Raw genomic sequence first — 19,146 nt, forward strand, 5'->3', positions numbered from 1 at the left:
CGCGCTAAACCGGCCTTTGACAGACCGGTTCGCCATTATATAGGCCCCGGCTTGGCGGTCAAAATACTCATTGGGCCCTCAGGCGCCAGATTTCATGCTATCTATGCTCAATTTCATCTCTCCGAGGCGACGGGCCAGCGCCCCGACGTTCCCGGCGCCTTGAGTCAGCACCAAATCCCCCTCGCCGATCAGGTCGGCCAGCACGGCTGGCACGTCATCTGGCGTGGCGACGAAGATGGGTTCCAGGTTGCCACGCGAGCGAATGGAGCGGCACAGTGCCCGTCCATCAGCGCCCGGGATCGGCTCCTCACCGGCAGCATAAACCTCCAGCATCACCAGCACGTCTACCTTGGAAAGCACATCGGCGAAGTCCTCGTAGAGGTCGCGGGTGCGGGTATAACGGTGCGGCTGGAACACCATCACCAGACGCTTCTCGGGCCAACCGGCACGGGCGGCATTGATGGTGACCTTCACTTCGCTCGGGTGGTGACCGTAATCGTCCACCAGCATCGCCTTGCCGCGACCAGTGTCAAACTCGCCATACTGCTGGAAGCGACGACCGACCCCTTCAAATTTGGCCAAAGCAGAGATGATGGCCTCATCGCTGACACCGTCCTCTGTCGCGACAGCTATCGCCGCTGCGGCGTTCAATGCGTTGTGAATACCCGGCAAATTGAGGGTCACCTGCAGCTCACCGGCCTCTTTGCGGCGAACACGGAAGCAGCTGTGGTTGGTGGTCTGGACAAAATCCAGCACCTGCACGTCGGCATCATCAGAGAGACCGTAGGTCAGGGTCGGGCGGGCAATCTCGGGCAACATGCCACGGATCACCGGATCATCGATGCAGACCACCGCCAGTCCGTAGAAGGGCAGGTTGTGCAGAAACTCGATGAAGGTGGCCTTCAGCTTGGAGAAATCACCGCCGTAGGTATCCATGTGATCCGCTTCGATGTTGGTCACGATAGAGACCATCGGCTGCAGATGCAGGAAGGAGGCGTCGCTCTCGTCCGCCTCGGCAATCAGATAGCGGCTGCTGCCCAGGCGGGCATTGGTGCCGGCGCTGTTGAGCAGGCCACCGATGACGAAGGTCGGGTCCCGGTCCGCTTCGGCATAGATGCTCGCCACCAGACTGGTGGTGGTGGTCTTGCCGTGAGTACCGGCGATGGCGATGCCGTGGCGGAAACGCATCAACTCGGCCAGCATCTCGGCGCGGCGCACGACCGGGATCCGCAGTTCGCGGGCAGCCAGCAGCTCCGGGTTGTCCTGCTTGATGGCGGTAGAGACCACCACCACGCTGGCACCCTCAACGTGTTCGGCACTGTGGCCGACAAAGATGTGAGCACCCAGTCCGGCCAACCGCTCGGTTACGGCGTTGCGAGCCAGATCAGAACCCGTTACCTGATACCCTTCGTTGGCAAGCACTTCGGCGATCCCGCCCATACCGGCACCACCGATGCCGATAAAGTGGATGCGACGCACGCGGCGCATTTCGGGGATCACAGTACGCAGTTTTGCCAGTTCAACCTTGGTCATAATCGTCTCTTTAGTCTGCCGCAGGCTGTGTGCTGTCACACGGCGGCATCAATATAGTCAGGTACAAGGCTGCACGGTGTCATCGCTGCAACCTTGCTCATCAATCTTTACCACGCAGCCCGGTTGCGAGCTGTTTGCACTCATCTGCAACCCGCTCGGCCGCATCGGTGATGGCGACGCGGCGAGCCGCTTTCGCCATGTTAAACAGGGTCTCTCTGCGACCTGCCAACCAGGTCAAGCGTGCCGCCAGTGAGGCTGTGTTCAGCTCGGACTGGGGCAGAAACTCGGCCGCACCGCCGTCGACCAGTGTCAGGGCGTTACGGGTCTGATGATCATCCACCGCATGGGGCAGCGGCACGAAAATGGCGGCCACACCGGCGGCAGCCACTTCGGAAACAGTCAGCGCACCGGCACGGCAGACCACCAGGTCGGCCCAGGCGTAGGCGCTGGCCATATCCTTGATAAATTCGCTCACCTCGGCATTGATGCCGTGCTGGGCATAGGCAGCAGAGACAGTCTCGGCATTGCCCTTACCACACTGGTGACGCACTTCAATGGGCACGCCGGATGCCGCCACCGCAGCAGGTACCTGCTCGTTGAGCACCCGCGCCCCCAGACTGCCGCCGACGATCAGCAGATGCAGTGGCTCATCCCCGCTGCGCAGTTGCGGATCCGGCAGGGCGACCACTTCGGGACGCACCGGATTACCGACCACGGCGGTACGACGGCTCGGCGCGAAGGCACCCGGAAATGCCATCAACACCCGCCTGGCGATACGCGCCAGCAGCTTGTTGGTCATGCCAGCAGCAGCATTCTGCTCATGGAGCAGCAGCGGGATGCCGGAGAACCAGGCCGCCACGCCACCCGGGCCGGAAGCAAAACCGCCCATGCCGAGCACCACATCAGGGCGAACGGTCTTGAGCACCTGACGCGCCTGCAGGATCGATTTGACGATGCGATAGGGCGCCACCAGCAGTCGTTTGATGCCGTTGCCACGCACCCCCTGAATATCGATGAAGGAGATGGGATAACCGTGGGCGGGCACCAGCTCCGCCTCCATCCGGTCGGCAGTGCCGAGCCAGTGGACAGTCCAACCCTGGGCCTTCAGACGATCGGCCACGGCCAGACCTGGGAACACATGCCCACCGGTACCACCTGCCATCACCAACAGAGTCTTGCTCACTAAACCTCCCGCACGCGCGCCTGGGCTGTCGCCTGACGCAACTCAAAATCGATTCGAATCAACATGCTCACCGCCACCGACATGATGATGAGACTGGAACCACCGTAACTCACCAGCGGCAGGGTCAAGCCCTTGGTTGGCATCATGCCGCTGGCTGCGCCGACGTTAACGAAGGTCTGGAAGCTGAACCAGATGCCGATGCCGATCGCCAGATAACCGTCGTAGAGCCGCTCGGCAACCAGCGCGCGATGCCCCAGCTTGAGCGCCTTGACCGCCAGCGCAAAAATCAGGAACAGGGCGCCCAGCACCCCGACGTAGCCCAGCTCTTCACCGAGGATCGCAAACACGAAGTCGGTGTGCGCTTCCGGCAGGTACTCCATCTTCTGGATGGAGTTGCCAAGCCCTTCGCCAAACCAGCTGCCACGACCAAACGCCATCAGCGACTGGGTCAACTGGTAGCCGCTGCCGAACGGATCGGCCCAAGGATCCATAAAGGAGGTCACCCGCCGCATCCGGTAGGGCTCGACGATGATCAGCATCACCACCGAACCGAGGCCCGCGCCGATCAGGGTCAAAAACTGTCCCAATCGGGCACCGGCCAGAAACAGCATGCCGAACGAGGTAACGAACATCACCACGGTGGAACCCAGGTCCGGCTGCAACAGCAGCAAGACCGCCAGCACCCCGAACACCGCCAGCGGTTTCAGGAAGCCGATCCAGGCTTCACGCACTTCGCTCTGGCGCCGCACCAGATAGCCGGCCAGATAGACAAACAGCGCCAGCTTGCCAAACTCGGCAGGCTGCAGGTTGAAGGGGCCGAGCGGCAACCAGCGCACCGCACCGTTGACGTTCCGCCCCACCAGCAGCACTAGCACCAGCATCAAGATCGCCAGCAGTAACATGGGGCCGTTGTGCTGTTGCCAGCGCGCCATCGGCACCTGCAACACAAACCAGGAGATACCGAGCGCCATCACCAGAAACAGGGCGTGACGTTTCACAAACATGAAGGGGTCATCCCCCAGCGCAATCCCTTCGGGGATCGACGCCGAGGCCACGATGACCACCCCGACCGCCATCAGGGAGAGCGCCAGCAGTACCAACTGCCGATCGTAGAGACCGGCAGGACGCGCTGGTAACAACCAGCGCTGGAATAGACCTGCTGCTGCGCGAAGGGCGTTCATAGTGCCAGCACCATCTCGGTGAAACGATCGCCGCGCACCTCGAACGACTTGAACTGATCGAGGCTGGCACAGGCCGGCGCCAGCAGCACCCAGTCACCGGGCTTCGCATCGGCCGCTGCTTTGGCAACCGCAGCGGCCAGGTCGGCCACCCGTTCGGTCTGCTCGCCCAGTGCCAGCAGCACCTCGGCATCCTGACCGAAGCAGTACATGTGATCGATCTGGTTACCCAGCAGCGCCTGTATCGGGCCAAAATCCTGCCCCTTGCCCTGACCACCGGCCAGCAGCAGCAGGCGCCCCTTGACCGACTCGCGCACACCGGCAACGGCAGCCAGCGTGGCACCCACGTTGGTGGCTTTGGAGTCGTTGATCCAGCGCACCCCGTTCACCTCGCGCACGAAGCGGGCACGATGGGGCAAGCCCTCGAAACGACGCAGCACGGTAAGCTGAGCCGCACGGGGAATACCGACCGCATCGCACAGCGCCATGGCCGCAAGGGCGTTGGCCTGATTGTGGGCACCGACGATCTTCATCTCGTCCACTGCCAACAGCGGTTCGCCGTGCAGGGTCAACCAGTGGCGGCCATCCAGCAGACAACGGCCATAGCCATTGCAATCGAGACCAAAGCTCTGCCACACCTGACCCACATCGGGCAGGGTCTGGGCATCGTCACGATTGACCAGAATGTGTTTGGAGTGCTGATGGATCTCCATCTTGGCGGCGCGATAGTCGGCCATGCCCTGATAGCGATCCATGTGATCTTCTGAGAGGTTCAGCACCACGGAGGCGGCAGCACGCAAACTGTGAGTAGTTTCCAACTGGAAGCTGGAGAGCTCCAGCACGCAGAGATCCATCGGCTGCTTGAGCAGCTCCAGCGCAGGCGTGCCGATATTGCCGCCCACACCGACATTGAGACCGGCTTCGGCAATCATCTCGCCCACCAGGGTAGTGACGGTGCTCTTGCCGTTCGAGCCGGTGATGGCGATGACCGGGGTCTGGGTCTCGCGCACAAACAGCTCGATATCACCGACGATCTGCACGCCACACTCGGCTGCCGCTTTCAGTTCGGGGGTCGCCAGCGCGATACCCGGGCTCGCGACGATCATGTGCGCCTGCTTGAGCAGTGCCTCGTCGAGACCGTGAATGAGCTCCACCTCCGGCGGCAGTTTATCCTTGCCGGGTGGGTTGGCGCGGGTATCCATCACCAATGGCGTCACGCCACGGCCGAGGAAGTAATCGACACAGGAGAGTCCGGTTTTGCCCAATCCGATGATGATGACCATGGCCTTACCTCACCTTCAGGGTGGCAAGACCCAGCAGTACCAGCACGAGGGTGATGATCCAGAAGCGCACGATGACGCGCGGCTCCGGCCAGCCCTTCTTCTCGTAGTGGTGATGGATCGGCGCCATGCGGAAGATCCGCACGCCGCGCAGTTTGTATGACCCCACCTGCAGGATCACCGAGACAGTCTCCATCACGAAGACGCCGCCCATGATCACCAGCAGGAACTCCTGACGGACCAGCACGGCGATGGTGCCAAGCGCGCCGCCCAGAGCCAGGGAACCAACATCCCCCATGAAGACCTGCGCCGGATAGGTGTTGAACCAGAGGAAACCCAGACCCGCCCCGACGATGGCGGTACAGACGATCACCAGCTCGGAGGTATAGGGCACGTAGGGAATGTGCAGGTAGCTGGCAAAGTTGACGTTACCGGTAGCCCAGGCGATCAGGGCAAAGCCCCCCGCCACCATCACGGTCGGCATGATGGCCAGGCCATCGAGACCGTCGGTCAGGTTGACCGCATTGGAGGTACCGACGATGACAAAGTAGGTGAGCACGATAAACATCAGGCCAAGCTGCGGCATCACATCCTTGAGGAAAGGCACCACCAGCTGGGTCTGTCCCTCATGGGTTGCAGTCGCATAGAGGAACACAGCCACCGCCAGCGCTACCGCGGATTGCCAGAAATACTTCCAGCGTGCGATCAGGCCGTCGGTATTCTTGCGCACCACCTTGAGGTAGTCGTCGGCAAAGCCGATGGCGCCGTAGGCACCCAGCACAAACAGCACCAGCCAGACATAGGGGTTGTCGAGGCGGCACCAGAGCAACACTGAAGTGAAAATCGCAGCAATGATCATCAGGCCCCCCATGGTCGGGGTGCCCCGCTTGCTGAGGTGGGACTCGGGACCGTCGTTGCGGATCACCTGACCAAACTTCAGGATCTGCAGACGGCGAATGAGGCGTGGCCCCATCCAGAGGGCAACCCCCAGTCCGGTGATGATCGACAGGATGGCGCGAAACGTCAGGTAGGAGAAGACGTTGAAGAAGGTGAAGTGCGGGGTGAGCAGTTCGGCCAGCCAGACTAGCATGTGGCTGACTCCTGATGGCCTTTGACCATCTCGACGATATCTTCCATGCGGGAGCCACGGGCCCCCTTGACCAGAATCGAAATTTCCTGATGTGTATTTATCATTTGCGCAAGCACTTCAAACAACGACGCCTTGTTATCGAAATGTCGGCCCGCCGCGGCATCTGCGGTATGGCGACTCTCTTCCCCCACTGTCAGCACGGCATCCAGACCGCGCTCGCGGGCATGACGGCCAACCCGGGCGTGTTGCTCGGCAGACTCCTCACCCAGTTCCCGCATATCACCGAACACCAGCACCTTGAAGCCGCCCATGGCGGTCAGGGCATCGATGCCCGCCAGCACGGATTCCACGCTGGCATTGTAGGTATCATCCACCAGGGTCAGACCACCCCAGCGTTGGACGCAGAAGCGCCCCTTGACCGGTGCCATCTGCTCCAGCCCCGCCTTGACACAGGCGAGGGATGCGCCGAGGGCCAGACAGCCCGCGGCAGCAGCCAACGCATTGGCCACGTTGTGGCGACCCGGGATCGCCAGAGTCAGGCTCAGCTCACCCTGCGGGGTCACCATCACGAACTCGGCGCAGCCTTGTTCGTTGAGTACAAGGTTGCGCGCATGGAACGGCTGGCTCTGATCTTCGATGGAGAAGGCGCAGTGAATGCCGCGTTCCCGCCACTTCGGCCAGAATTCGTTGTCGGCATTGACGATGGCGGTGCCGCCTTCGCTCAAGCCCTCAAAGATTTCGCTCTTGGCGTGAAACACGCCTTCCAGCGAGCCGAAGCCCTCCAGATGGGCCGCCGCCACGTTGTTGATGATGGCGGCATCGGGTTTGGCCAGTGAAGTAGTCCAGGCTATCTCGCCCGGATGGTTGGCACCCAGCTCCATCACTGCAAACTTGTGTTGCGGTTCGAGGCGCAGCAGGGTGAGCGGCACGCCCACCTCGTTGTTGAAGTTACCAGCAGTGGCCAGTACTTCCCCTTCGTTGCGCAGGATGGCGGTTGCCATCTCCTTCACCGTGGTCTTGCCGCAGCTGCCGGTAATGGCCAGCACTTTCGGGTTGATGCGCTCGCGCACCAGTTTGCCGAGGCGGCCCAGTCCTTTCAGAGTGTCGGTCACCACCAGCTGGGGGATGGCCAGCGGCAGTTCACGCTCAACCAGCAGGGCAGAGGCCCCTGCCTGAACAGCCTGCTCGCAAAAATCGTGGGCATCGAAGCGCTCGCCGCGCAGAGCAACGAACAGGGCACCCGCGCCCAGAGTGCGGGTGTCGGTACTGACGACGGTGATCTCGCCGTCGTCACCAATCAGACGGGCATTGAGTACCTGCGCCAGCTCGGCAAGCTTGAGGGTCATCATTTGAATGACTCCAATAATGTGTGCAAGGCGGCCGCGACGGTTTCCCGGTCGCTATAGTGCCGCTTGTCGGTTCCAATGATCTGATAATCCTCGTGACCCTTACCGGCCACCAGGATGATGTCCTGTTTGCTCGCCTGACCGATGGCCAGCGCAATCGCCTTGACCCTGTCGTGTTCCACCTGCACCGCAGCAGGATCGCGAAGACCCGCCACCATGTCGGCCATGATCCGGGCCGGCTCCTCGGTACGGGGATTGTCGTCGGTCAGGATCACGCGATCCGCATACTGCTCGGCCATGGCGGCCATCATGGGACGCTTGCCGCGATCGCGGTCGCCACCACAGCCAATCAGACACCAAAGCTGGCCGGTGCAGTGCACCCGCAGGGCCTGCAATGCCTTTTCCAGCGCATCAGGGGTGTGGGCGTAATCGACCACCGCCAGCGGCGTATCACCACCGCCGAAACACTCCATGCGACCGGTCACCGGCTGCAATTGAGGCGCTGTAGCCAGCAGTTCGTTGAAGTCGTAACCGAGCACCAGCATCACGCCCATCGCGGCCAGCACATTGCTGACGTTGAAGCGCCCGAGCAAGGGGGCGGATAATACACCATTCCCCCAGCTGGAGTTAATCTGCGCACGAAAACCTTGCTGGTGAAAATCGAGCTGCTGCGCCGTTAATTGACGGCCAGAATGGTGTTCAATCGGGCCATCCACACTGAAGGCCACCGCTGCCGGGTATTTTCCGATCCACTTGGCACCCAGCTCGTCATCGCGGTTGATCACCGCATTCGACTCATCGACCAGCTGCAGCAACTGCTCTTTGGCCGCGCCATAGGCTTCCATGGTGCCGTGGTAGTCGAGGTGATCCCGGCTCAGATTGGTGAAAACCGCGGCGGCAAAGGGCAAAGCTGCCACGCGGTGCTGTACCAGACCGTGGCTGGAGACCTCCATCGCCACCAGATCCGCGCCCTGTTCTTGCAGCGCAGCCAGATTGGCTTGCACCTGTACGGCGCTGCCGGTGGTGTTTTCTGCTTCCACCAGCTCACCGAACAGACCGTTGCCAATGGTGCCCATCACACCCGCCTTGCCACCCAGCAGGGTGCGCCAGTTGGCGACCAGCAAAGCGGTAGTGCTCTTGCCGTTGGTGCCGGTGATCCCGACCAGATCCAATTTTTGGGCTGGCTGATCGTAGAAATAGCCCGCAAGAGCAGAGAGGTGAGCGGGCAGATCCCGCATCCCGATACAGGAAACCGGAGTCGATGGTGGGATAAATTCACCATCCTCCTCAAACACAACAGCGGTCGCTCCCTGAGCCACCGCCTGTTCGATAAACCGTCTGCCATCCACCTGATGACCACGAATGGCCACGAAAAGCGAGCCGGGGCCAACCCGCCGACTATCCAGCTGGATATCGGTCAGGGTGAGCGCCGGCGCCTGGATACCGAAGGGGCGCAGTAATGCATCAAGTGCGCGGGACAAGAGAAGCCTCCGTACGGGCAAGTTTGGTGGGCACCGCTGGCGGCACCGCATCGGGACGAATATTGAAGAGCTGCAGCACCCCGCCCATGGCCTCTGCAAACGGTGGGGTCGCCACGGCGCCGCCATAATAGGCGCTGCCTTTTGGCTCGTTGATCACCACCACCATGACGAAACGGGGATCACTGGCGGGTGCGAAACCGGCAAACCAGGCCATGTAATCCTTGCCATAGCCACCGGCGACGGCGACCTTGGCGGTACCACTCTTGCCGCCAACCCGATAGCCCGGGATCTTGGCTTTTGGAATGGCGTTGTCGACCACATACTCCAGCGCCTGCAACATGGCAGCGGCGTTGTTGTGATCAATAACTTGCTCACCCTTGGGCGGCGTAGTCACCTTGACGATGGAGAGCGGCACCCGCTTGCCCTTGTTGGCCAGGGTGGCGTAGGCGGAAGCCAGCTGCAGCGGGGTGACCCGCAGACCATAACCGAACGAGAGGGTCGCTCGCTCGATATCGGACCAGCGGCGACGCTGGGGCAGCATGCCGCTGCTCTCGCCCATCAGCCCGCTGCCAGTATCCATGCCGAAACCGAACATGCTGAGGGTATTGATCATCTCCTGCGCCGGCATCCGCAGCGCGATGCGTGACATACCGATGTTGGAGGAGTAGCGCAGGATGTCGTAGAGGTTGGTCGCCTTGTGGATACTGACGTCCTTGATCTGCTTGGCACCGATAAAGAGCGGACCACCGGGAATGAAATCCTTCCAGCTGGTGACACCTGCCTGCAAGGCACTTAGCAAAATCAATGGCTTGACGGTCGAACCCGGCTCGTAGGTATCGGTCACCACCCGGTTGCGTACCCGGAAGCTCTGATACTGGCCTCGGTTATTCGGGTTATAGGAGGGGGTGTTGACCATGGCGAGCACTTCACCGGTCTTGATATCCAGCATCACCATGGAGCCGGAGGTCGCCTTGTTCTCGTCGGTTGCCCGCTTGAGGGCACGGTAGGCCAGTGCCTGCACCCGCTGATCGATACTGAGCTGCAGATCGTTGGCGTTCTTGCCCTCTTTGACGATGCCAAGCCGTTCGATGACGCGCCCCTGACGATCCTTTCGTACCCGCATTTCGCCGGGGGTTGCCGTCAGCCACTCGTTGTAGCTGCGCTCAATCCCTTCAATACCGCTGCCATCGATGTTGGTCACCCCCACCAGATGGGCACTGATTTCGCCAGTCGGATAGAAGCGGCGCGCTTCTGGGCGCAGGTAGACGCCACCCAGCTTGAGCCCCTTGATGTACTCCGCCACCGCAGGAGTAACCTGACGCTGCAGATAGACGAAGCGCTTGCTGGGGTTGGCGATGCGGTGTTTGAGGGTATTGATGTCGAGCTTGAGCACGGCGGAGAGCGCCAGCCAGGCTCGCTCATTATTGATGGCACCGGATTCATGCACCGTCTTGGGATCGGCCCAGACCGCCTCGACCGGCACAGAAACCGCCAGCTGCTCGCCGTTGCGATCGGTGATCATGCCGCGCACCGCCTGGGTAGAGGTGGTACGCAGGGAGCGCATGTCCCCTTCCTGACGCAGACGATCCGGATTGATCACCTGGATCCAGGCCAGACGCAGGATCAGACCCACAAACGCGATGCCGATAAACACCGCAAGCGTGCGAAAGCGCCACGGATAGATCGATGGCGCTTTGACATTCGCTTTGGCAGCTTTGGCTGTAGCCTTGCGTTTCATGGTTGGGTAATTACCTTCTCGGTGGTCACCAGCGGACGACCCATCTGCAACTTGTCCATCGCCAGACTCGCCACCCGGGAGTGTTCAGCCAGGGTGCCCTGTTCCAGCAACAGGTGGCGCCATTCGATATTGAGGCGATCCTCTTCCGCCATCAGATCGTTCTGCTTGGCCGTCAGACCACGGGTCATGTTGGTCACCAGGATCACGGCAAACGCGGTCACCAGCACGGCGACCGAAAGAAAAATCTGCAGCTTGTGCCGCCAGAGATCGGCAACGATCTCCTTGGCCAGATGAACACGCACTTCGCTCATCGCTTACTCCGCCAGCCGTTCGGCAACCCGCAGCACCGAGCTGCGTGACCGGCTGTTTTCAGATACTTCATGATCAGAAGGCTTGAGTGCCTTGCCGACCGACTTCAATTTGCGACCGCCAGCCAGCTGGGCCTCGGTCAACGGAATGCCGTAAGGCACTTCCGGCCCCTTCTCGTGCTTGCGGATGAAATGCTTTACCAAGCGGTCTTCCAGCGAATGGAAGCTGATCACTGACAGACGGCCATGTGGTGCCAGCACCTCCAGCGCACCGTTGAGTGCGGTTTCGATCTCGTCCAGCTCGCTGTTGATATAGATGCGAATGGCCTGGAAACTGCGGGTTGCCGCATGCTTGCCCTTCTCCTTGCTCGGATTGACCCGGGCAATCATCTCCGCCAGTTGACGGGTACGCACATAAGGCTCGGTCACACGGTCATGCACGATGGCGCGGGCGATCTTCTTGGCAAAACGCTCCTCACCGAAGGTCTTCAGCACCCAGGCGATGTCATCCACATCGGCCTTGGCCAGCCACTCGGCGGCGCTCTGACCGGAGGTGGGGTCCATCCGCATATCGAGCGGACCATCTTTCATAAAGCTGAAGCCTCGCTCGGCATCATCCAGCTGGGGTGAAGAGACCCCCAGATCCAGCAGGAAGCCATCCACCTTGCCCAGCAAACCGCGCTCATCCAGATAGGAGGCGATACCGGAGAAGGGGCCGTGCACGATTTCGAAACGGGGATCCTGGATCTTGGCTGCTTCGGCAATCGCCTGGGGATCGCGGTCGATGGCGATCAGGCGGCCATTGGGGCCAAGGTGCTGCAGGATCAGACGAGAATGACCACCACGGCCAAAAGTACCGTCGACGTAGACACCGTCCGGCTTGATGGCCAGACCTTCAACGGCTTCGTGCAGCAGCACTGTGATGTGTTCAGCGGCTTGGGTCATTTATAAAGAGAAATCCTGTAGTCGTGGTGAGCTTGCCCAATCGTCCCCGGGCAGACCCAAGATGTCGTCATTGACCTGTTGTTGCCAGCGGGCTTCATCCCACAGCTCAAACTTGTTGAGCTGGCCCACCAGCATGATTTTCTTGTCCAGCCCCGCATGGTTGCGCAGTGGCTGACTGAGCAGCAGACGGCCATTGCCATCCAGCTCGCATTCAGTTGCATGTCCCAGCAGCAGTCGCTGCAAACGGCGCTCTTGCGGATTCATGCTGGAGAGAGTCTTGAGCTTGCGCTCGACCTCTTCCCATTCATTCAGGGGATAAAGCAGCAGACAGGGATGTGCAATATCGATGGTGCAAACCAGCTGGCCGTCGCTTTCATCGCGCAGCCAATCACGGAATTTGGTCGGAATTGCCAGCCGCCCTTTACTGTCCAGGCTGATGGCATGAGCGCCACGCAACAAATTGCAGTCCCTTGAAGGTGAGTGAGCAGGCAGATTGCCCCTCTAAAAACCACTTTGATCCACTTTTCCCCACCTTGAAGTTTAAGGACGTGCAGGGGGCTTTTCAAGCAAGGAGATGGGACAGAGGGAACATATTGACGCAGCAGTTGCATACCGCAGATTGAGTGGGTTGATTTTCCAAGAGTTATTGCTGAAAAAACAGAAAGTGATTAATAAGCAGCAAGTCGGTGAGCGGTCACTATCTGGGCGATATGATGAAACGGAACAATACCACGGCACAGAGCAAAATACTGACACATATCACTGGATAGATGATGTAACCATCTTTCGAACGGCGAGCACGCAGAGACACCAGCTGACAAAGCAACAGATTGTAAATAATCAGCAGGGATGTCAGCAGAATATTGGTGGCAAATGCCAGCTCTTGAGCGTAACCAATGTACAAGCCCATCAGAATGAAATTGGCGAGTATCAGATACAGCAAAAACTTCTGAATCGCTTTACCCGAATTTGGGCTCTTTTTTACTCGTGTTATCATGCTTGCTACGTCCTGGATTACACATGATCAGACGACCTTAAATTCAAAAAACTGTTGAGATATATCATGTTTTTATTATTGCGCGATCCTTGCTCAACAATTGCCCCATGACCAGGCTCATTTCTTTACTAATGTGCGGGATGTTAATGATATCAACATCTTGCCATGCTTATCACAATTATCAGTGGCAAGCTGGTTTCCCTGTCCCGATGCAGGGTAAAGGGGCAGATTTGGTCGGTCAGCAGCAGCAATTCTTGCTGAAGCAGCGCCCTTATCTTCAACAACGTCTTGCGGAGACACAGCCCGTTATTCGCTGGGTCGCGGAACAGGTTCACGAACGCAAACTGCCGCCCTTGCTTGCCTTTGTTCCTTTACTGGAAAGCAGTTACCGATTGGATGTGGTCTCTTCTGCTGGCGCCGCAGGCCCCTGGCAGCTGATGCCAGATACCGCCACCCGATTTGCCATTCCCATCACCAGCGAATTTGATGGGCGCTATTCACTGCCATTGGCGACAGAGGCTGCCCTTTCCTATCTGGCATGGCTGTATCGCTTCTTTGGCAATGACTGGCTGCTTGCTTTGGCCGCCTACAACGCAGGAGAAGGGCGGGTACTCAATGCGGTTTTAAAAGCGGGGACACGTAATATATGGGAACTGGAGCTTCCGACTGAAACACGCTTTTATGTCGCGCGCTTTGTTGCGCTGGCAAGACTGCTTGATATGGCTGACAGCTATCAGTTTCAACTTCCGCCATGGCACAGCGGCAATGACTTGCAAATATTCCGTCATCCGAACGGCTGCTCACTGCCCGCGTGGGCTCAGGCAAAAGGCGTATCAATGAATGAAGCCAGCCGCTGGAATCCGGCCTGGCAACTCCCTGTCGCGCAAGGGATAACCAATTGTCCGATCGTCTATAGCAAGGGCAAAGCCCCCACCGCCAACCAGAAGAAAGGGGCGACCGCCATTGTCAAAGCGGTCTCACTGGACAGTCTGCATGATCCCCTGTTGCTGAAAGCTGCCAGGGGGCTTGATATGAGTCGAGGCGAGATCAGGCTGGAACGCTTGCCTGATCCTCTTGGGATTCAGCAGAAGCGGCCGCTGATTGCGGCACCATGAAACAGTGGCGCCAATGGCTCAGTACCGGAGCCAAATCAACCTCTTCCGGATATGACCAGCGAGCACCATAAAAGCAGAGCTGCCGGCCAATGGCGCGACGATGAGTGATGTTGCAATCCAGCGCAATTCGCGGCAACAGGGCGAGCTTCACCGTTTCGGGTAATTCAAATCGAGCAGGAGCAAGGAAACCGACCCCGCCCGGACCAATATCTTTGATCACTGCGCGGCCAATGCTCTTGTCAAACAGCAATCCGGAAATCAGCAATCTGGCCGCAATACCACAACTCTGTGACTCGAAAGGCGTTGTTCCATCGTGCAGATACCAGCGCGGTACTTTTCTGCGTGGATCATTGTGCGAGGTATGCAGCGGAAACTCGATCTCAGGGTCGTCCATGGGAAATCATCTCCTTGGCATGGGTGGTTGCCGCTTGCGTTTGGGAGCTGAAAAGTTGCTCCAGATTAGTTTCTGCCTGGGTTGTCATGACCAGCAATTCAATGCGCCGATTACGGCTGCTTTGTGGATTCCGGGTATCTTCCAGCATGGTATCGGCCATCGCGACAACCTGCCCGACCCGTTCAGGTGGCATGCCTCCCGCCAGCAACACCCGTCTTGCCATCATTGCGCGGTCTGACGACAGCTCCCAGTTGCTGTAATTGTCACCGGCAAACGGTGTGCTGTCGGTATGGCCAGAAATCATGACCCGATTCTCGATACGCTGGAATATGGGGGCCAATGCCATCAACATATGGCGAAAGAAAGGGCTGATACGGGCACTGCCGCGGCTATACATTTCCCGATCCGCGTCATCACGGATCAGGATCCGCAATCCTTGGGGAACAATTTGAATCTCGAGGTTATTCTTCGCCTGCATCTGCTCAGCAAGATGGTCGATAAAGCTGGCCAGCTGCTTCATCTGGGCTTCACCTTCAAGCTTGCCTATCAACAGCTTTTCATACCCACCACCCGGGCCGTCAGAAAAAATGCTCTGATTACGGTCCATATGCTTGGGCATCAGCTGGCCCTGCTGATCGAACTTGGGATTCAACTCATCCATCACAGAGGGGTTACCCCCGAGATCGACAGGATAGGGGCTGTTGCGAATATCAAACGGGTTGGCTTCACTGTCCATGATGCTGTAGTCCCGCAGGCGGCTGGCAACGACTTCCCGCTCCTCCTGATTGGACACAGCCAGGATCCACAGCACCATGAAGAACGCCATCATGGCCAACGTGAAGTCGGCAAATGCCACCTTCCAGGCGCCTCCCCCTTTGGGACCGCTGTTACGACGCTGCTGACGCTTGACGATAATCTGTTCGTGATTGCGCATTACATCGCCCTGTTGGTCACCCAATCTTCCAGCTCAAGGAAGCTTGGTTTGACTTCAGGCTCCAGGATCTTGCGACCCGAATCGACGGCAAGCAGCGGTGTCTTGCCACGCAGCTGGGCAATCAGGATCGACTTGATGCACATCAACAGGCCGATACGGCGCTTGACCATCTCTTCCATGGCATTGCTGATTGGCTCCAGCAAGCAGTAGCAGAGGAAAATACCGATAAAGGTGCCCACCAGAGCAGCCGCCACATGGACACCGATATTGCTCAGAGGGCCATCCAGTTGCTGCATGGTGATGATGATCCCCATCACCGCAGCAAGAATGCCGAAGCCCGGGCAGGCCTCGCCGGTTTTGTGCAAGGCATGAGCAGGCTTGAGCATGTCCTCTTCAATGGCCATGATCTCCTGCTCCAGCACGGTATCCAGTTCATGGGGTGTGATCTTGCCCATTCCGAGCAGACGCAGGTTATCGATAATGAAACCAAGCAGTTGGGGATCTTCCGAAATCTGGGGATACATCAAGAAAACCGAGCTCTGCTGGGGATTTTCAATATGCTCGTCGAGCGCCTTCATCCCCTTATTGCGTGTCTCTTCAAGCAGTTGATGCATCAGAGTCAGCAGCTCACGATAGACCTCTTTCTCTTCTTTATTCGCTTTGAAGCACATCTTTATCTGCCGCCACATTTCATGCATCACCTCTTTCGAGTTGCCCAGAAACATGGAGCCTACCGCTGCGCCGATGATAATGATGAGCTCGGCTGGCTGCCACAAGGCTGCGAGGTTTCCCCCGGCCATCATGAAGCCACCCAGCACGCACACTAATATGACGCCGATGCCAATCTGTTTTTGCATGAATGTTCCCGCACGATACAAGAAGGGTCACCAGTAAAGGTGAAGCACTACTATATGGAGTCGACCAATCGCTGCTTTAGCTGAAGTACACATTGTTTGTGCAGCTGACAAACCCGGGATTCGGTTAATCCAAGCACCAGCGCGATCTCTTTCATATTGAGCTCTTGCTGGTAATAGAGGGAAAGCAATAACTGCTCGCGTTTATCCAGAGTGGCCAACACCTTGCTGATGGTCATCGCCATATCGACATCATCAGACTCTGTGGTCGGAGCTTTGCCGCCATTCTCCAGCCACTCTTCCAGACTCTGCAGCGCTTCAGCCTGGCTGGCGTAGGACAACTGACGCACCTCATCCACCGAACAGTCGAGCGCAGCAGCAAGTTCTTGCTCTGAGGGGGGGCGCCCCAAACGATTGTGCAGTTCACGCTGCGCCTGATTATGGCCGTGTACCTGCTGTCGCAGTTGGCGGGGTCGCCAGTCCAGACGGCGCAACTCATCGAGCATGGCGCCACGAATCCGTTTGAAGGCATAACTTTCAAACTGGGCATCGGGCTCGCTGCCATAACGGCGCCACGCCTCCAGCAATCCCATCATTCCCACCTGCTCCATGTCCTCCTGATCAAAACAGGCACTGACCTGGCTGCGCAGATGGCTGGCGGCTCGCTTCACCAAGGGTAGATAGCGAGCAAGAATAGCAGGCTCTCCCGTGCGAGGAAGTTGCGGAGTATCGGCAAACTCTTGTTGAGCATCCCAAACGGAATCAGTCATATCGTGGCTACTGTACCAGTACCTTGGTGATCAGCACTTCATCAAGATAGGGCTTATAGCCATATCCCTGTACCGTAGTGACCAGCTTGTCGCGCAGAGAGACTTGCAACTTGGAAATATTCTGCAGCTCGACTTTTACGTCATCATGGGAGCGGTGGCTGAAATACTGCACCATGGCATTGCGGATCAGTGGAGTCAGCTCATCCAGCTTGGCAACCTGCTCCGGGTTGTAGGTCACCAGTGCCAGCTCCAGCACCAGATAATGGGACTGTTCGCCCCCTTCCAGACTGATAACGAAGCGCTCCATCGGCTTGAACAGCGGAGTGCTGCTCAGCTCTGGCTTTGGCTCTGCCAATCCGAGCCAGACTTCAATTACATCGCGTTTCAACCAGGCACCATATGCCAGCAAAACCAGCAGACACAGGGCAATGACGACAACCATCAACCACTTCATGACACGCCGCATAATGTAAAACCACTCTCGTTATTACGTGTTAAAAATCAGACCAGAGTATTGAGCCAGTCGTGCATCGTCCCCCATTGGGACTCTGGTTCATCCAACCACTGACGGCGGCCAGCCAGGATCTTCTCCTGTTGCCACCGATCCTGCTGCCCCTGCTCGCCGCCTTGCCCCACATTGACCTCAACGCCGCCGGCATGATGGGGAGCCAGGCTCATGCGCAAGCGCTCCATCGACTGGATCATTGCATCGCGCACCGCCGGGTTAGTCACATTCAACTGGACATTGAGCCGGTCACCATCGAGCTTGACGGTCAACTCCAATCGCCCGAGCTCTGGCGGATCCAGCCGGATGTGGGCCTGTTTCACCTGTTGATTGACCTGCAGCTCAACCTTGTCCTGAAGCAGGCTAACCAACTGTTGCCCCCACTGGCTCTGGTTGTCTGACAACCGGACAGGTGCCCACTGATAGTCGGCAGGTCGCAACGGCGTCGCAGCGAGTTGGCCAACTGCCAGCTGGCGAGCATCTGGCAGCCTGTTTTCTACCGCTGCGGTATCAGGCACATTTCCAGCATCGAAACCGGCAGCCATAACCGGCAAGGTGAAGCGGCCGGGCAATACACCGGTTTGCCCATTTGATTTGGCAAGCAAGGTAGAGAGCGCCTGTTCCGCAGCGGCAGAAACCGTCTCACGACGCGGCATCACCTCTTGCTCGGGCAGCGTGGTCGCACTCCCCATCAAGGCACGAAGAGAGGGCGGCAATTTGTTATCCACCACCACCTGCTGCCCACCAGTGCTACCTTCAGCTCGGGAAAAAGTACGGCTTACACGAAAACCATCAAGATCGGCATCACTTACTCTGACAAAGAGAGGAGGCACATTGGTAAACGCTTGCAGCTGTTCAACCGGGTCGCCTTCCGCTCCTGATTGTTCGCTCTCTGCTTCGTCTACCGGAACATCACTGGCAACCAACTCGGGCAAGGGCAACGCAAGCAGAGGATCAACCACCTCATCCAGCGGTTGATATAACTCCCCTTCACTGCCGGCTTGGCCGGACAAACGGTTCAAGGCCGTGACATCTGGCGAATTCACCGCATCAAAACCGCTAAATTGAATCAATCCCATTGCTCTGTCTCACCGTAAGCAGTCAAGCCTTCACGAATCGAAGAAAGCTGCTGCCACTCCTGTTTACGAATCAAGGTCTCCTGCTCGCAAAGCTGCAATGCTTGTCGATACAACACCCGGGCTTTATCTCTTGCTGGTTGCAACGCAGCCCAGAGTTGGGGATTCCGGCTAACTTGAGAGACAAATTGCGCGAAGCGTCCATCGGTTAGCCTGACAGCTTCCCACTGGCCAGCTTGCGCTTGTTGCAGCAATAGCGTACCCAACCCCAATAACTGGCGCTGGCGCGTCTGCAGTTCGGTCTCACGTAACACGGGCGCAATACCTGACATGACGAGCCCCAAAAAGAAGATGAACCAGCCCACAAGCAAGGAGTGGGCCAGACCGAGAACCAAGAAATTTCAATATGTTGGGCGTGA

The 19,146-nt window shown here is 58.5% G+C and carries 20 protein-coding genes; 2 read left to right on the forward strand and 18 right to left on the reverse strand.

Annotated elements, in window-relative coordinates; all coding sequences use genetic code 11:
* Positions 1-78 precede the first annotated feature (78 nt).
* From murC to mraZ, 11 genes are all read right to left on the reverse strand, one after another.
* The gene (gene murC / locus AB5Y92_RS13990; RefSeq protein ID WP_252656289.1) at positions 79-1,533 is read right to left on the reverse strand and encodes a UDP-N-acetylmuramate--L-alanine ligase; all 1,455 of its coding nucleotides are present in this window, start codon (positions 1,531-1,533) and stop codon (positions 79-81) included.
* A 100-nt stretch (positions 1,534-1,633) separates the two neighbouring features.
* Positions 1,634-2,716 carry an undecaprenyldiphospho-muramoylpentapeptide beta-N-acetylglucosaminyltransferase gene (gene murG, locus AB5Y92_RS13995; RefSeq protein WP_108612400.1) on the reverse strand — a complete coding sequence of 361 codons (1,083 nt, stop codon included), beginning with the start codon at positions 2,714-2,716 and terminating at the stop codon, positions 1,634-1,636.
* Positions 2,716-3,897: a cell division protein FtsW gene (gene ftsW, locus AB5Y92_RS14000; RefSeq protein WP_005336154.1), complete on the reverse strand. Its 1,182-nt coding sequence runs from the start codon at positions 3,895-3,897 to the stop codon at positions 2,716-2,718. The genes murG and ftsW overlap by 1 nt, the downstream gene beginning before the upstream one ends.
* Positions 3,894-5,177 (reverse strand): UDP-N-acetylmuramoyl-L-alanine--D-glutamate ligase, encoded by a 1,284-nt coding sequence (murD, locus tag AB5Y92_RS14005; protein ID WP_368226998.1) that lies wholly within the window; start codon positions 5,175-5,177, stop codon positions 3,894-3,896. Before murD ends, ftsW begins: the two co-directional genes overlap by 4 nt.
* 4 nt (positions 5,178-5,181) lie before the next feature.
* Positions 5,182-6,264: a phospho-N-acetylmuramoyl-pentapeptide-transferase gene (mraY, locus tag AB5Y92_RS14010; RefSeq protein ID WP_005356635.1), complete on the reverse strand. Its 1,083-nt coding sequence runs from the start codon at positions 6,262-6,264 to the stop codon at positions 5,182-5,184.
* Complete coding sequence (gene murF / locus AB5Y92_RS14015; protein WP_368226999.1) at positions 6,258-7,613, reverse strand: UDP-N-acetylmuramoyl-tripeptide--D-alanyl-D-alanine ligase; 1,356 nt, start codon at positions 7,611-7,613, stop codon at positions 6,258-6,260. Before murF ends, mraY begins: the two co-directional genes overlap by 7 nt.
* Complete coding sequence (gene murE, locus AB5Y92_RS14020; RefSeq protein WP_368227000.1) at positions 7,610-9,142, reverse strand: UDP-N-acetylmuramoyl-L-alanyl-D-glutamate--2,6-diaminopimelate ligase; 1,533 nt, start codon at positions 9,140-9,142, stop codon at positions 7,610-7,612. The genes murF and murE overlap by 4 nt, the downstream gene beginning before the upstream one ends.
* A complete protein-coding gene (locus AB5Y92_RS14025) occupies positions 9,075-10,829 on the reverse strand; it encodes a peptidoglycan glycosyltransferase FtsI (protein WP_005336163.1) in 1,755 nt (584 codons plus the stop codon). Before AB5Y92_RS14025 ends, murE begins: the two co-directional genes overlap by 68 nt.
* Positions 10,826-11,140 carry a cell division protein FtsL gene (gene ftsL, locus AB5Y92_RS14030; RefSeq protein WP_005336166.1) on the reverse strand — a complete coding sequence of 105 codons (315 nt, stop codon included), beginning with the start codon at positions 11,138-11,140 and terminating at the stop codon, positions 10,826-10,828. The genes AB5Y92_RS14025 and ftsL overlap by 4 nt, the downstream gene beginning before the upstream one ends.
* A 3-nt stretch (positions 11,141-11,143) precedes the next feature.
* The gene (gene rsmH, locus AB5Y92_RS14035; protein WP_005336168.1) at positions 11,144-12,082 is read right to left on the reverse strand and encodes a 16S rRNA (cytosine(1402)-N(4))-methyltransferase RsmH; all 939 of its coding nucleotides are present in this window, start codon (positions 12,080-12,082) and stop codon (positions 11,144-11,146) included.
* Entirely contained in the window at positions 12,083-12,541 is a 459-nt protein-coding gene (mraZ, locus tag AB5Y92_RS14040) for a division/cell wall cluster transcriptional repressor MraZ (RefSeq protein ID WP_013723406.1), read from the reverse strand.
* 115 nt (positions 12,542-12,656) lie between these two features.
* On the opposite strand from mraZ, the gene AB5Y92_RS14045 reads away from it, so the two are divergent.
* Both AB5Y92_RS14045 and AB5Y92_RS14050 read left to right on the forward strand, forming a co-directional pair.
* The gene (locus AB5Y92_RS14045; protein WP_368227001.1) at positions 12,657-13,106 is read left to right on the forward strand and encodes a hypothetical protein; all 450 of its coding nucleotides are present in this window, start codon (positions 12,657-12,659) and stop codon (positions 13,104-13,106) included.
* Between the two features lie 80 nt (positions 13,107-13,186).
* Positions 13,187-14,194, forward strand: coding sequence for a lytic transglycosylase domain-containing protein (locus AB5Y92_RS14050; protein ID WP_368227002.1), 1,008 nt, complete (start codon positions 13,187-13,189; stop codon positions 14,192-14,194).
* Here AB5Y92_RS14050 and AB5Y92_RS14055 read toward each other — a convergent pair.
* The 7 genes from AB5Y92_RS14055 to AB5Y92_RS14085 all read right to left on the reverse strand — a co-directional run bounded on the left by AB5Y92_RS14055 (position 14,127) and on the right by AB5Y92_RS14085 (position 19,122).
* The gene (locus AB5Y92_RS14055) at positions 14,127-14,588 is read right to left on the reverse strand and encodes a hypothetical protein (RefSeq protein WP_081990729.1); all 462 of its coding nucleotides are present in this window, start codon (positions 14,586-14,588) and stop codon (positions 14,127-14,129) included. The genes AB5Y92_RS14050 and AB5Y92_RS14055 overlap by 68 nt on opposite strands.
* On the reverse strand, positions 14,575-15,522 hold the full coding sequence (gene lafU / locus AB5Y92_RS14060; RefSeq protein ID WP_047438670.1) for a lateral flagellar motor protein LafU: 948 nt from the start codon (positions 15,520-15,522) through the stop codon (positions 14,575-14,577). Before lafU ends, AB5Y92_RS14055 begins: the two co-directional genes overlap by 14 nt.
* Positions 15,522-16,379: a lateral flagellar motor stator protein LafT gene (gene lafT, locus AB5Y92_RS14065; RefSeq protein ID WP_019444796.1), complete on the reverse strand. Its 858-nt coding sequence runs from the start codon at positions 16,377-16,379 to the stop codon at positions 15,522-15,524. The genes lafU and lafT overlap by 1 nt, the downstream gene beginning before the upstream one ends.
* A gap of 50 nt (positions 16,380-16,429) precedes the next feature.
* Positions 16,430-17,146 (reverse strand): lateral flagellar system RNA polymerase sigma factor LafS, encoded by a 717-nt coding sequence (gene lafS / locus AB5Y92_RS14070; protein WP_047438672.1) that lies wholly within the window; start codon positions 17,144-17,146, stop codon positions 16,430-16,432.
* A gap of 7 nt (positions 17,147-17,153) precedes the next feature.
* Positions 17,154-17,534 carry a flagellar basal body-associated protein FliL gene (fliL, locus tag AB5Y92_RS14075; protein WP_368227003.1) on the reverse strand — a complete coding sequence of 127 codons (381 nt, stop codon included), beginning with the start codon at positions 17,532-17,534 and terminating at the stop codon, positions 17,154-17,156.
* Between the two features lie 113 nt (positions 17,535-17,647).
* On the reverse strand, positions 17,648-18,730 hold the full coding sequence (locus AB5Y92_RS14080; RefSeq protein WP_368177725.1) for a flagellar hook-length control protein FliK: 1,083 nt from the start codon (positions 18,728-18,730) through the stop codon (positions 17,648-17,650).
* Complete coding sequence (locus AB5Y92_RS14085; protein WP_342401366.1) at positions 18,721-19,122, reverse strand: LafX; 402 nt, start codon at positions 19,120-19,122, stop codon at positions 18,721-18,723. The genes AB5Y92_RS14080 and AB5Y92_RS14085 overlap by 10 nt, the downstream gene beginning before the upstream one ends.
* Positions 19,123-19,146: the final 24 nt, after the last annotated feature.

It is taken from the genome of Aeromonas sp. R1-1, from assembly GCF_040908495.1.
GTDB lineage: Bacteria > Pseudomonadota > Gammaproteobacteria > Enterobacterales > Aeromonadaceae > Aeromonas > Aeromonas veronii.

Bases quoted from the DNA above. Each gene is read 5' to 3' on its own strand.
- AB5Y92_RS14025 (WP_005336163.1), bottom strand. From the start codon at position 10,829: ATGAAACGCAAGGCTACAGCCAAAGCTGCCAAAGCGAATGTCAAAGCG.
- lafS (WP_047438672.1), bottom strand. From the start codon at position 17,146: ATGACTGATTCCGTTTGGGATGCTCAACAAGAGTTTGCCGATACTCCG.
- lafT (WP_019444796.1), bottom strand. From the start codon at position 16,379: ATGCAAAAACAGATTGGCATCGGCGTCATATTAGTGTGCGTGCTGGGT.
- mraY (WP_005356635.1), bottom strand. From the start codon at position 6,264: ATGCTAGTCTGGCTGGCCGAACTGCTCACCCCGCACTTCACCTTCTTC.
- murC (WP_252656289.1), bottom strand. From the start codon at position 1,533: ATGACCAAGGTTGAACTGGCAAAACTGCGTACTGTGATCCCCGAAATG.
- murD (WP_368226998.1), bottom strand. From the start codon at position 5,177: ATGGTCATCATCATCGGATTGGGCAAAACCGGACTCTCCTGTGTCGAT.
- ftsL (WP_005336166.1), bottom strand. From the start codon at position 11,140: ATGAGCGAAGTGCGTGTTCATCTGGCCAAGGAGATCGTTGCCGATCTC.
- AB5Y92_RS14045 (WP_368227001.1), top strand. From the start codon at position 12,657: ATGGGACAGAGGGAACATATTGACGCAGCAGTTGCATACCGCAGATTG.
- murE (WP_368227000.1), bottom strand. From the start codon at position 9,142: ATGCGGTGCCGCCAGCGGTGCCCACCAAACTTGCCCGTACGGAGGCTT.
- murF (WP_368226999.1), bottom strand. From the start codon at position 7,613: ATGATGACCCTCAAGCTTGCCGAGCTGGCGCAGGTACTCAATGCCCGT.
- rsmH (WP_005336168.1), bottom strand. From the start codon at position 12,082: ATGACCCAAGCCGCTGAACACATCACAGTGCTGCTGCACGAAGCCGTT.
- AB5Y92_RS14050 (WP_368227002.1), top strand. From the start codon at position 13,187: ATGACCAGGCTCATTTCTTTACTAATGTGCGGGATGTTAATGATATCA.
- AB5Y92_RS14055 (WP_081990729.1), bottom strand. From the start codon at position 14,588: ATGGACGACCCTGAGATCGAGTTTCCGCTGCATACCTCGCACAATGAT.
- lafU (WP_047438670.1), bottom strand. From the start codon at position 15,522: ATGCGCAATCACGAACAGATTATCGTCAAGCGTCAGCAGCGTCGTAAC.
- AB5Y92_RS14080 (WP_368177725.1), bottom strand. From the start codon at position 18,730: ATGGGATTGATTCAATTTAGCGGTTTTGATGCGGTGAATTCGCCAGAT.
- ftsW (WP_005336154.1), bottom strand. From the start codon at position 3,897: ATGAACGCCCTTCGCGCAGCAGCAGGTCTATTCCAGCGCTGGTTGTTA.